This window comes from Rhodococcus sp. Leaf247 (genome assembly GCF_001426185.1).
GTDB lineage: Bacteria > Actinomycetota > Actinomycetes > Mycobacteriales > Mycobacteriaceae > Rhodococcoides.
Window position 1 is genome coordinate 875251 of the sequence record NZ_LMRP01000001.1, and the last position, 11978, is coordinate 887228.

The following is an 11978-nucleotide window of genomic DNA, read 5'->3' on the forward strand; positions in this document are numbered from 1 at the left end:
CCGACCCTGGCCGGCCTACTTCTCGGGGATCGCCTTCTTGGCGGCGTCCTGAACCTTGTCGATCTTGTCGGCGTACTTGCCCTGCGTCTTCTTGTCCGCGAAGTCCGCTGCCTTGTCCACGGCCTTCTCGATCTTGTCACTGTTCTGAGCGGCGGCCTTCTTGCCCTGGCCGATCAGCTTCTTGAGGTTGTCCACGAGTGCCATGGCTGTCACGATACCGCGCCGGACCACCAGCGACGGTTCGGCAGAGTGCGCGAGAGATCCACGCGCTGACCGGGCATCGGCACCACCACGGAGATTCGTGCGTCCTCCGCTGCGGTCAGGAGGCGTTCGACGGGCTCGGACCACGGGTGGAAGGCGAGGTTGAACGTCGCCCAGTGCACGGGGACGACGACTCCGGCGGACGGGTCGCCGCCCTGGAGATCGGCATGCGCCCGGGCTGCCTCCTCGGGATTCATGTGGATGTCGCGCCAACGGTCGTCGTACGCGCCGACCGGGAGCATCGTGACGTCGAACGGACCGAGTCGTTCACCGATGCCGACGAACGCGTCGGTGTATCCGGTGTCGCCACCGAAGAATGCGCGGTGCGACGGGCCGACGATCGACCACGACGCCCACTGCGTCGTGTCCCGGACCAGCGACCGACCCGAGAAGTGCCGGGCCTCGAGGCAGGTGAGCGTCAGTGACCCGATAGTGACGTCGTCGTTCCAGTCGAGCTCGACGATCCGGTCCTCGGGGACCTTCCATCGACGCAGGTGCGCACCCACGCCGACGGGTACGACGAACGGCGCAGACTGGGTCGACGTCAACGTGGCGACCGTGTCGCGGTCGAGATGGTCGTAGTGATCGTGCGAGATCACGATCGCGTCGACCTGCGGGAGTGCTTCCGCCGCAACGGGAACGGGGTGGAGGCGAGCGGGTCCGACCACCTGCGACGGCGAGACGCGCCGGCTCCACACCGGGTCGGTCAGCACGCGGTACCCGTCGATCTCCACCACCACGGACGAATGGCCGAACCAGGTGACCGCGAGGTCTCCTGCCTCTGCCGGGGCGAGCGGCGTGGCCAGCGGGACCGGCCGCTCGGGACGTCCCGATCGGCCGCGGGTGAGCATGGCGACCCCGATACTCGCCTGCTCTCCCGCGGCCACCGCGGAACTCGCTGCCGTGTTGTGGAACTTCCGGTCGGAGTAGTGCGCGGAGCCCGCGGCGTAGGGCCGGATGGCACCTCGTCCGGCGCCGACCGCGGACGGCACACCCCACGCCGCGCGCGCGAGCCAGGACAACCCTGCGGCGGCGAGCCCGATGGACACTGCTGCGGTGGCTGGTTTCACGCTTCCGACACTAGTCCACGGTTGCTGTGTACCTGTTTCACAAGTAATGGCTCACTTCTGTTCGGGCAGGATGTGCTCCCCCGTCTTGTCCGTGCTCAGCGACAGGGACGAGATGTAGAGAGTCTCCCCGTCGGGACCCTTCTTCGCCGACGCGATCATGTCGGGGCGCTCGAACTCCATGCCCGACACGGAGCACATCAGCGTGGCGTCGGACGGGTTGCCGTACTCGTCGAACATCGGCAGGTCGATGCCGTCGTCGGTGCGGCGCAGGTAGTACTTGCCCTTGGTAGCGACGGCCAGGACGGGCGGGAGGACGATGGCCAGCACCAGGGCCACGATCGGCGAGTACGGCTTGATCGCCGGCCCGAAGGCGCCGAAGAAGACGAGGATCGACAGGATGGCGGAGACTGCCATCGATCCGAAGCCGACCGGGTTGACCGCGTAGAGCATTCCGCGTCGGAACTCGGGGACCTTGGGTGAGAGCTTCAGGATGTACTTGTTGAAGACGATGTCGGACGCCACGACGGCGATCCAGGCGATACCGCAGTTGGCGTAGAAGCCCAGAATGCTGTTCAGGAAGTCGAACATGTTGGCTTCCATCAGGATCAACGCGATCGCGAGGTTGAACAGCACGAAGATCATGCGGCCCGGGTAGCTTTTGGTGACGCGGGTGTAGGAGTTGGTCCAGGCGAGCGAGCCCGAGTACGCGTTGGTCACGTTGATCTTGATCTGGCTGATGACGACCAGGATGACGGCGAGCGTCATGGCGAGCCATCCGGGCATGAAGTTCTCGTAGATCTCGAGGAACTGGTGCACCGGTTCGTTCGCGATGCTGGACCCGTCGACGACGTTCGCGATGAGGTAGACGGCGAGGAACAGGCCGACGATCTGCTTGAGGGCACCGAAGATGACCCAGCCCGGACCGGCGAGAAGAACGGCGGTCCACCAGCGACGCGAGTTTTCGGGCGTCTTCGGCGGCATGAAACGCAGGTAGTCGATCTGCTCGGCGATCTGCGCGATGAGCGAGAGGCAGACACCGGCCGCCAACATGACGGATCCGAGGTTCACGCCCTTGCCCGCGTCACCGTCGGCGCCGCCGAAGGCCATGAACTGGCCGACGGAATCCGGATTGCTGACCACGAGGTACACGAACGGCAGCACCATCAGGATCAGCCACAGCGGCGTCGTCCAGACCTGCAGTTTGGCCAGCGCCTTCATGCCGTAGATGACCAGCGGGATCACCATCAGCGTCGAGACCGCGTAGCCGATCGGGAGCGGGATGTTCAGGCCCAGTTCGAGTCCCTGGGCCATGATCGACCCTTCGAGCGCGAAGAAGATGAACGTGAACGTCGCGAAGATGACGTTGGTGACCACCGAGCCGTAGTAGCCGAATCCGCTTCCGCGCGTGATGAGGTCGAGGTCGATGTTGTAGCGCGCCGCGTAGTACGCCAGCGGAAGACCGGTCAGGAAGATGACCACGGCGAACACGAGGATGCCCCACAGCGCGTTGCCGGTTCCGTACGAGATGCCGATGTTGGCGCCGATGGCGAAGTCCGCGAGGTAGGCGATGCCGCCGAGGGCGGACGTCGCGACGACACCCGTTCCCCACTTGCGGTAGCTCCGCGGTGCGAACCGGAGCGTGTAGTCCTCGAGCGTCTCCTTCAGCGCAGCGTTCTCCTTGGCCGCACCCGGCGTGAGCGTCGAATCGGGGGGTACATCTCCGAGAGCGGTCATATGTTCGTGCCTCCGGTCGTCGTCACACGCCGTGCGGCGCGATGCGAGATGACCGTAGGAACGACGTGTTGCCGATTCGTACGAGCTTGATGTCCAGTGCGTTACGTAGACCCCGAGGCGATAGCCGTCGCCCGAATTGTCCGGTTGCGCTACTCCCCGAGGAAGACCGGGGGCCGCTTCTCGCTGCGCGCACGACGAGCCTCGACCGCGTCGTTGCTCGCCCACGCGGCCGCGAACGCCTCGTTCTGGGCTGCATCGGGCTCCGACCTCGTCCCGTCGTCGTTGAACACGAGCTTGAGGTGCCGCAGAGACAACGGCGCCAGCTGCGCGATCTCCTCGGCCCACGCCAGCGCGGTGTCGAGGTCACCCAGCTTGTTGGCCAATCCGCACGTGAAGGCCTGCTCGGCGCCGATCTGCTCGGCGCCCATCAGCACGGTGCGGGCCGGGCCACCTCCGGCGAGCGACGCCAACCGCTTGACCGTCCAGCTGTCCACGGCGATGGCGAGTCGTGTCGACGGAATGGCGAAGAACGCACCGGAATCGACGACCCGGAGATCGGCGGCGATGGCCAGCTGCGTTCCCGCGCCGACGGCCGGACCGTTCACCGCGGCGATCACGGGGATCGAAACCGTCTGCAGCGCGCGGTTCATCGACAGCAACGCGTCCGGGAACTCCTCGGCGATACTCTCGCCCGACAGGTCGGCGCCGGCACAGAAACTCGTCCCCTCGCCGGTGATCACGACGACGCGCACCCCGTCCGCCTCGGCGCCCTCCACCGCCTCGCGCACCTCCGTGCACAGAGCCGTGTTCAGAGCGTTGCGGCGCTCCGGTCGCTGCAGTTCCACGGTGAGAACCGCGCCGTTCCTGGTGAGACCGATGGTCACGTTGTGTCTTCTCTCTGCGTCGAACGAAGTGTTCCGTGAGACCCCCCGATGCGAATTTACCGGGTGCGTACCCCTGCCTGGTGTACTGGACGGGTGCAACACGTCGACGTCGCAGTGATCGGTGCCGGGCAGGCCGGCCTGTCCGCGTCCTATTTCCTGCAGCGAGCCGGTCTGACGGCGTGGGACGACTACGTGGTGCTCGACGGCGCACCGGCCCCCGGAGGTGCGTGGCAGTTCCGGTGGCCGTCGTTGACTCTGGAAACGGTCAACGGCGTGCACGACCTCCCGGGCATGGCCTTCGCCGACACCCTGGACCCCGATGTCGACCCGGCGCACGTCCCGGCGTCGACGGCCGTTCCCGAGTATTACGCCCGCTACGAGAAGCACTTCGAGCTACCGGTGCGCCGACCCGGACGAGTGTCCGTCGTCTGCGACCGCGACGAGAGATACCGGGTCGAGGCCGAGCAGGGCGACGTCCACGCCCGCGGGTTGATCAACTGCACCGGCACCTGGGAGCACCCGTTCGTTCCGAACTACCGCGGGATGTCGACGTTCCGGGGACGCCAGCTGCACACCAAGGACTACGTCGATGCCGACGAGTTCCGCGGCAAGCACGTCGTGGTCGTCGGGGGCGGCATCTCCGCCGTCCAGCTGCTCGACGAGATCTCCCGCGTGACGACGACGACCTGGGTGACGCGTCGGGAACCGGTGTGGCTCGACCGCGAGTTCACACCGGAAGTCGGTCGCGCCGCCGTCGCACAGGTCGAGGACCGGGTGCGGCAGGGTCTGCCGCCCGGTTCGGTGGTGTCGGTGACCGGGCTGATCCTGACGCCGAGCCTGCGGGAAGCACGCGAGCGCGGCGCCCTGGACCGATTCCCCATGTTCTCCGAGGTAGTGCCCGACGGCGTTCGGTGGGACGACGGCAGCACCGTCGACGCCGACGTCATCCTGTGGGCCACCGGTTTTCGGAGCGCACTCGATCATCTCGCCCCGCTGCGGCTTCGAGGAGCCGGCGGCGGGATCACGATGACCGGTGCGTCGGCGACGCAGGTGGCCGCCCGACCCACCGTGCACCTCATCGGTTACGGTCCGTCCGCCAGCACCATCGGCGCCAACCGTGCCGGGCGAACGGCCGTACGAGAACTACTTCGGGAGCTGGGTCGGTCGTGAGTGCAGTAGTCCGTATCGACGAACTGTCCGCCTATCGCGGGGAGCGCACACTGTTCGACGGACTCGACCTCACCGTCGGGCCCGGCGACGTCGTGGGGCTCGTCGGTGCCAACGGCGCGGGCAAGTCGACACTGCTCGCGATCGTGGCCGGAGAAGGTACGGCCGAACACGACGGAACGGTGACTCTGACACCGTCCGATGCGACGGTGGGCTATCTGGCCCAGGAAGTTTCGCGCATACCCGGTGAGACGGTCGAGCAGTTCCTGCAGCGGCGCACCGGCGTTCGCGCGGCCGAAGATGCCATGAACACCGCGGCGGAATCGCTCGGAGACGCCGACGCCGAGGACCTCTACACTCCCGCGCTCGAGAAGTGGTTGGCACTGGGCGGCGCGGACCTCCCGGAGCGCGCCGAGTCGGTGCTCGCAGGGCTGGGCCTCGAGACGGCACTCGACACCGAGATGGCGGCGCTGTCCGGTGGGCAGGCGGCACGAGCGTCCCTCGCCGGAATCCTGCTGGCGCGCTACGACGTCCTGCTGCTCGACGAGCCCACCAACGACCTGGACCTGGCCGGTCTGGAGCAACTCGAGAACTTCGTGTCCACGACGCAGTGCGCCGTGATGATCGTCAGCCACGACCGAGAGTTCCTGGCCCGCACCGTCACCGGGATCGTCGAGCTGGATCTCGCGCAGCAGCAGATCGCGGTCTACGACGGCGGCTACGAGGCCTATCTGGTCGAGCGCGACGTGGCGCGTCGTCACGCACGGGAAGAGTTCGAGCAGTATGCCGACACCAAGTCCGGGCTCGAGGATCGCGCTCGCATGCAGCGGAACTGGCTCGAGCACGGGGTGCGGAACGCTCGACGCAAGAGCAAGGACAACGACAAGGCGAGCCGGAAGGTCCGCGCCGAATCGACGGAGAAGCAGGCCGCGAAGGCACGACAGACCCAGCGACGCATCGAGCGACTCGACGTCGTCGAAGAGCCGCGCAAGGAATGGGAACTGCGCATGGAGATCGCGGCGGCGCCGCGGAGCGGCAGCGTCGTCGTCTCGCTGAATAACGCTGTGGTCGAGCGTGAATCGTTCCGACTCGGACCGGTGACGGCGCAGATCGACGCGGGTGACCGCATCATCGTCACCGGCGCCAACGGCTCCGGCAAGACCACGTTGCTCCACCTGCTGCTGGGCCGCATCACCCCGACGAGCGGATCGGTGAACCTGGGTTCGGGCGTCGAGATCGGCGAGATGGACCAGGCACGATCGGCGTTCGACGGGACGGATTCGGTGGCGGACGCCCTGGCCGCGTCGGTTCCGGACTGGCCCGACGCCGAGGTCCGCACACTCCTCGCGAAGTTCGGCCTACGGGGCCAGTCCGCCCTACGGCCGTCGGCGTCGCTGTCCCCCGGCGAGCGCACCCGCGCCGGTCTGGCGTTGCTGCAGGCGCGAGGAGTGAACCTGCTGGTTCTCGACGAGCCCACCAACCACCTCGACGTCCCGGCCATCGAACAGCTGGAATCGGCCCTGGAGTCCTACGAGGGCACGTTGCTGCTGGTCACGCACGACCGACGGATGCTCGACTCGGTCCGCGGCACACGGCAGTGGACCGTCGAGTCAGGCCTGCTGCACCAGGACTGACAGCCGGCCTCGGCCCAAACCCACCGCGAGTACGTCCATAGCGTCGCTGTATCCCCGGGATTCACGACGATTCAGGCGTACTCGCGGGAAGGGTGTGCCTGCGGTGTTGACAGATCGTTGGGTTTTTACAACACTCTGATGCATGAGTCCGGTCAAACGTGGGGAGCAGCTCCCTATTCACAACCGCATCGGCGTGCTGCGCGCCGAGCGCCGGATGACGCGTGCGCAGCTCGCCGAGCAGGTGAACGTCAATCCACAGACGGTCGGCGCCCTCGAACGCGGAGACCACTACCCCAGCCTGGATCTCGCTATGCGCATCTGCGAGGTGTTCGGGCTCCCGGTCGAGGCAGTGTTCTCGCGTACCGAACTCGGCCCACTGTCCGCAGAACTGTTCTCCCGGGAGGGGCGATCATGAGCGACACGATCCTGGAGCGCTATCAGGCGTTCCGCACCCGCCGATACCTGAAGAACGAGGCGCGCTACGCCCACTACCTCCCCACATGGCGCACGCGCTCACGCCGCCGACTCCTGGTGTGGGTTCTCGTCGCTTCGCTGATCGCTCTTACGGCGTCGTCGGTGTTCATCCTCGTCGGGCCCGAGTGGGCGCCGCTCACCTGGCTTCCCGGCGCGATCCTCATGAGCGTGTCGTGGACGACGATGCAGATCGTCACCGGCCGCCGTAGCGACGCTCCCGCCGACGCGCTCGACGAGTGGGATCTAGAACGGCGCAACAGTGCTCGCTCCATCGGGTTCGCGATCACCCAGGGCGCCGTGACGGTTCCGACGGTTGCCCTCGTGTGGGCCACGTCGTTCACCGACGATCCCCGCCTCGCACTCGGTGGCGGCTTCATCATACTGAGTGGTCTACTTATCGGGATCTGCTCTCCCGGCATCGTTCTCGCCTGGACTGCGCCGGTCGACGAACCGGACGAATTCCCCTCTCCCGCACTCCATCAGGAAGGATCAGCATGAGCGGCTCGACTCTCGAGATCGACGACCTGCACAAGAGATACGGGGACACCGTCGCCCTGGACGGCGTCGGCTTCACCGTGAATCCCGGTGAGGTGTTCGGCTTCGTCGGCAGCAACGGAGCCGGCAAGACCACGACGATGCGCATCACGCTCGGGGTCCTCGCGGCCGATTCCGGGGAGGCTCGCCTCAACGGGCAGCCCATCGATCTGAACGTCCGCCGCACCATCGGCTACATGCCGGAGGAGCGCGGTCTCTATCCGAAGATGAAGGTCGGCGCTCAGCTGAAGTATCTCGCGGAACTGCACGGACTCTCGAGTTCCGACGCCTCCGCCGCTGTCGCCCGGTGGACCGAACGGTTGGGTATCGACGGCCGGGTGAACGACACCGTCGATTCACTGTCACTGGGAAACCAACAGCGAGTCCAGTTGGCGGCAGCCCTGATTCACGATCCCGCCGTCCTGGTCCTCGACGAACCCTTCTCGGGTCTCGACCCCGTGGCGGTCGACACGATGAGCGAGGTGCTGCTCGAGAAGGCGCGCACCGGCGTTCCCGTGCTGTTCTCGAGCCACCAACTCGACCTGGTGCAGCGACTGTGCGACCGCGTCGGCATCATCGGTGCCGGCCGGATGAAGGCCGTCGGCAACGTCGACGAACTGCGAGGGAGCTCGGGCTCCACCCTCGAGGTGCACGCACCGGCCGCGCCCGCAGGGTGGGCCGACACCGTTGCGGGGGTCACCACACTGTCCCACACCGACGGTCGCACCACGCTCACTCTCGACCCTAGTGTCGACGACCAGGCCGTACTCGCCGCCGCGCTGGCCACCGGGCCTGTGCACGAGTTCGCCCGCACCACTCCGTCTCTGACCGATCTGTACCGGGAGGTCGTCGCATGACCGAGCACTCGAACACCCGACCGCCCCTGTCGGCGCGACGCGCCATCACGTTGGTGGCCCGGCGCGAATTCGACGTCCAGGTACGCAAGAAGAGTTTCCTGATCTCCAACGCCATCGTGCTGCTCGTCATCATCGGCGGCATCGTCGCGTTCTCACTGTTCTCCGGCGGAGACGATTCGGAGGACCGCACGCCGCTGGGTCTGGTGGGCGACCAAGCGTTGTCGCAGACACTGACCGCCGTCGGCGACCAGCTCGGCGAGCCCGTGGAAATTCGGCAGATCGACACGGCCGACGACGCCCGTACCCAGGTGACCGACGGCGACGTCGATGTCGCGCTGGTCCCGGGCAACGACGGCGCCTACACGGCGATCACCGGGGATTCCGTGGACGGCACGCTGAAGGCCGTCATCGACACCGCTGTCTCCGCGAAGGCGCAGAACGACACCCTCACCGGCCTGGGCGTCGACCCGCAGGCAGTCGCCACCGCCACCGCGAACGCTGCTGTGACGGTCGAGGCGATCGATCCGCCCGATCCCGCACAGGGTCAGCGGCTCGCCTTGAGCTTCATCGCGGTGATCCTGCTGTACGCGCAGATCATCACGTTCGGCATGTACGTCGCGATGGGCGTCGTGGAGGAGAAGTCGTCCCGCGTCGTCGAGCTCCTGCTCTCGACCGTCCGGCCGCTGCAGTTGCTGTGGGGCAAGGTGCTCGGTATCGGCGTCGTCGGTCTGCTGCAGTTGACCGCCTACGGCGCAGCCGGCCTGATCGCCGGAACCGCAACCGGCACACTGACGGTCACCGGTACCGCGGTGAGTGTCTTCGTGTCCACCATCGGATGGTTCGTCCTGGGCTTCGCGTTCTTCGCCGTGCTGTACGCGGCAGGTGGGTCCATGGTGTCGCGTCAGGAGGACGTGAACTCCACGACGATGCCGTTGCTGATCGTGATCCTGGCGATGTTCTTCGCGGCGTTCTCCTCCATCGACGACCCCGGCGCGACGCTTCCCACCGTGCTGTCCTGGATCCCGCCGTTCTCCGCGATCCTGATGCCGCTGCGCATCGCCGCCGGAGTGGCGAGCCCCGTCCAGGTCGTGGGGACGATCGTCCTGATGATCGCGGCCACGCTGATCCTCGCCGTCCTGGCCGCCAAGATCTACCAGCGCTCCATCCTGCGCATCGGCCGCACCGTGTCCTGGAAGGAGGCACTGGGCCGCGCCTGATCGCACGCCATACTGAGCGCATGACGACCTCGGCGCAGCAGTTCCTCGACGCGGTGCTCGATCCCGAGAGTTTCCTCTCGTGGGATCGAGCACCGCTCGTCGTCGCGGCGGACGAGCGCTACCTCGCCGACCTCAAGCGGGCACGGACCCGCAGCGGAGTGGACGAGGCGGTACTGACGGGCGAGGGCACGGTCGCCGGTCGGCGCGTCGCGGTCGTCGTCTGCGAGTTCGCGTTCCTCGCCGGCTCCATCGGAGTCGCTGCCGCGGAGCGGATCACGCTCGCAGTGGAGCGCGCCACGGCGGAGGAGCTGCCGCTGATCGCCTCGCCCACCTCGGGCGGCACCCGGATGCAGGAAGGCACCACCGCCTTCGTACAGATGGTCACGATTGCCGCCGCGGTGACGCTGCACAAGAACGCGTCGCTGCCGTACCTCGTGTACCTCCGTCACCCGACGACGGGTGGGGTGTTCGCGTCCTGGGGGTCGCTCGGCCACATCACGCTCGCCGAGCCCGGCGCCCTGATCGGCTTTCTCGGACCCCGCGTCTATCAGGCGTTGTACGGCGATGACTTCCCCGAGGGCGTGCAGTCCGCGGAGAACCTCTTCCGCTGCGGTGTCATCGACGCCGTCGTCGCGCCCGACGACGTGCGGGACGTGATGGAGCGGGCACTGGTCGTCCTCCGGGATCCGGCCGAGCCGCAGGACAGCGGACCCGAGCCGCAGGACGCCGCCGGGAGCGCGGTCTCGGCATGGCACTCGGTGTTGCTGAGTCGCCGACCCGAGAGACCCGGCGTGCGAGAGCTGCTCGCGGCGAACACCTCTCATCACATTCCGTTGAGCGGTACCGGCCGCGGCGACTTCGACTCGACGGTCACGCTGTCCCTCGCCCGGTTCCGAGGACGACCGTGCGTGGTGTTCGGGCAGGACCGCACCGGGCAGACGCCCGAGAACACCATGGGCCCCGGCGCACTGCGGGAAGCGTTGCGCGGCATGCGACTGGCGGAGGAACTGGGCCTGCCGGCGATCCTCGTCATCGACACCCTCGGGGCGTCGCTGTCCCGAGAGGCCGAGGAGCACGGCCTCGCCCCGGGAATCGCGCGGTGCATCTCGACGCTGATCACCCTTCGCACGCCGACGGTGTCGGTTCTGCTGGGCCAGGGCACCGGGGGCGGCGCACTGGCGTTGCTGCCCGCGGATCGCGTCGTCGCCGCGCAGCATGCCTGGCTGGCGCCGCTTCCTCCCGAGGGCGCCAGTGCCATCGTCTACCGCGATACCGCGCACGCCCCGGCGATGGCCGAGGCTCAGGGCATCAGGCCCGTCGACCTCCGCGGGTCCGGCATCGTCGACACGATCGTGGCGGAGGACCCGGACGCTGCGGACGAGCCGTCGACGTTCATGGATCGCCTCGGCCGGGCGATCACGCGGGAGATGGATGCCGTGACGGCGATGGACCCGGCTGCGCGGCAGGCGCAGCGCCTGCGCCGGTTCAGGAACTTGGGGCGGTAGCCTTCGCTCGATGCCGACGTACCGCGTCCCGATTCGAACATGCTGTGCCGCAATATCTCTGCTTTCCCGTTCGCGAGAAGTCCGCGTACACCCGATCGCAGTCCGCGGCATCGCAGCGGCCCAGTCGGTGCATTCCACGCCCGACGAGGTGGAGTGCGGTTCCGACGCTGACCAGTGCTCGCACGACGTCGGCGAGGGGCAGTTCGGGATCGCGGTAGTGCAGGTGCCAGCCGTCGTCGGCGTGGTTGGTCAACCTCGGATACGCGGACGTCTGCGCCAGCAGCGCGTTGAGCGCGAGTGCACGCTGATCGTGTGTCGGCGCGTCGATCACCGTCAGCCATTCGTCGAAGAACGCCGCGGCGCGCGCGAGGTCCGTGTGCATCGCGACGGTGTCGTCCGACATGCCCGCGTCGAGGCAACGCTGCTCGAACTCCACGGCGTCCGTCGGCGGATCGTTGACGATGTCGACGGCCAGCCGGACGGCGTATTCTCCGTAAGGGTTGAGATGCATAAGACCATTACAGCAGACTCGACGACATGAGCGAACTCCTGTGCCTGCACCGATGGACCGTCGCGTCCCGACACCCGACGAGCGAAGGCACGGTGATCTATCTCCGGTGCCACTGCGGAGAGCACTGGGT

The 11978-nt window shown here is 67.4% G+C and carries 12 protein-coding genes; 7 read left to right on the forward strand and 5 right to left on the reverse strand.

The features are described 5' to 3' along the window. Positions 1–15: 15 nt before the first annotated feature. The 4 genes from ASG64_RS04105 to ASG64_RS04120 all read right to left on the reverse strand — a co-directional run bounded on the left by ASG64_RS04105 (position 16) and on the right by ASG64_RS04120 (position 3949). Positions 16–204, reverse strand: a complete 189-nt coding sequence (locus ASG64_RS04105; protein ID WP_042575922.1) for an antitoxin — start codon at positions 202–204, stop codon at positions 16–18. A gap of 5 nt (positions 205–209) precedes the next feature. Beyond that, positions 210–1331 (reverse strand): MBL fold metallo-hydrolase, encoded by a 1122-nt coding sequence (locus ASG64_RS04110; protein WP_235579479.1) that lies wholly within the window; start codon positions 1329–1331, stop codon positions 210–212. 51 nt (positions 1332–1382) lie between these two features. Further along, positions 1383–3065 (reverse strand): purine-cytosine permease family protein, encoded by a 1683-nt coding sequence (locus tag ASG64_RS04115; protein ID WP_056070238.1) that lies wholly within the window; start codon positions 3063–3065, stop codon positions 1383–1385. Positions 3066–3214: 149 nt separating this feature from the next. Then, on the reverse strand, positions 3215–3949 hold the full coding sequence (locus ASG64_RS04120) for an enoyl-CoA hydratase (RefSeq protein ID WP_056070241.1): 735 nt from the start codon (positions 3947–3949) through the stop codon (positions 3215–3217). A gap of 93 nt (positions 3950–4042) precedes the next feature. Here ASG64_RS04120 and ASG64_RS04125 point away from each other — a divergent pair, with 93 nt between their 5' ends. From ASG64_RS04125 to ASG64_RS04155, 7 genes are all read left to right on the forward strand, one after another. After that, positions 4043–5119 (forward strand): NAD(P)-binding domain-containing protein, encoded by a 1077-nt coding sequence (locus ASG64_RS04125; protein WP_235579480.1) that lies wholly within the window; start codon positions 4043–4045, stop codon positions 5117–5119. Next, a complete protein-coding gene (locus tag ASG64_RS04130) occupies positions 5116–6750 on the forward strand; it encodes an ABC-F family ATP-binding cassette domain-containing protein (protein ID WP_056070247.1) in 1635 nt (544 codons plus the stop codon). The genes ASG64_RS04125 and ASG64_RS04130 overlap by 4 nt, the downstream gene beginning before the upstream one ends. Positions 6751–6892: 142 nt before the next feature. Further along, positions 6893–7165, forward strand: coding sequence for a helix-turn-helix transcriptional regulator (locus ASG64_RS04135; RefSeq protein ID WP_056070249.1), 273 nt, complete (start codon positions 6893–6895; stop codon positions 7163–7165). Continuing rightward, complete coding sequence (locus ASG64_RS04140; protein ID WP_056070252.1) at positions 7162–7722, forward strand: hypothetical protein; 561 nt, start codon at positions 7162–7164, stop codon at positions 7720–7722. The genes ASG64_RS04135 and ASG64_RS04140 overlap by 4 nt, the downstream gene beginning before the upstream one ends. Beyond that, complete coding sequence (locus ASG64_RS04145; protein WP_056070254.1) at positions 7719–8615, forward strand: ABC transporter ATP-binding protein; 897 nt, start codon at positions 7719–7721, stop codon at positions 8613–8615. Before ASG64_RS04140 ends, ASG64_RS04145 begins: the two co-directional genes overlap by 4 nt. Continuing rightward, a complete protein-coding gene (locus tag ASG64_RS04150; protein ID WP_056070257.1) occupies positions 8612–9832 on the forward strand; it encodes an ABC transporter permease in 1221 nt (406 codons plus the stop codon). The genes ASG64_RS04145 and ASG64_RS04150 overlap by 4 nt, the downstream gene beginning before the upstream one ends. A 20-nt stretch (positions 9833–9852) precedes the next feature. Continuing rightward, positions 9853–11337 (forward strand): carboxyl transferase domain-containing protein, encoded by a 1485-nt coding sequence (locus ASG64_RS04155; protein ID WP_056070261.1) that lies wholly within the window; start codon positions 9853–9855, stop codon positions 11335–11337. On the opposite strand, the gene ASG64_RS04160 is transcribed toward ASG64_RS04155, so the two are convergent. Continuing rightward, positions 11318–11848 (reverse strand): CGNR zinc finger domain-containing protein, encoded by a 531-nt coding sequence (locus tag ASG64_RS04160; RefSeq protein ID WP_056070264.1) that lies wholly within the window; start codon positions 11846–11848, stop codon positions 11318–11320. The genes ASG64_RS04155 and ASG64_RS04160 overlap by 20 nt on opposite strands. Positions 11849–11978 lie beyond the last annotated feature (130 nt).

Coding starts and splice junctions, on each gene's coding strand:
- ASG64_RS04105 (WP_042575922.1), bottom strand. CDS start 204: ATGGCACTCGTGGACAACCTCAAGAAGCTGATCGGCCAGGGCAAGAAG.
- ASG64_RS04115 (WP_056070238.1), bottom strand. CDS start 3,065: ATGACCGCTCTCGGAGATGTACCCCCCGATTCGACGCTCACGCCGGGT.
- ASG64_RS04135 (WP_056070249.1), top strand. CDS start 6,893: ATGAGTCCGGTCAAACGTGGGGAGCAGCTCCCTATTCACAACCGCATC.
- ASG64_RS04140 (WP_056070252.1), top strand. CDS start 7,162: ATGAGCGACACGATCCTGGAGCGCTATCAGGCGTTCCGCACCCGCCGA.
- ASG64_RS04145 (WP_056070254.1), top strand. CDS start 7,719: ATGAGCGGCTCGACTCTCGAGATCGACGACCTGCACAAGAGATACGGG.
- ASG64_RS04150 (WP_056070257.1), top strand. CDS start 8,612: ATGACCGAGCACTCGAACACCCGACCGCCCCTGTCGGCGCGACGCGCC.
- ASG64_RS04155 (WP_056070261.1), top strand. CDS start 9,853: ATGACGACCTCGGCGCAGCAGTTCCTCGACGCGGTGCTCGATCCCGAG.
- ASG64_RS04160 (WP_056070264.1), bottom strand. CDS start 11,848: ATGCATCTCAACCCTTACGGAGAATACGCCGTCCGGCTGGCCGTCGAC.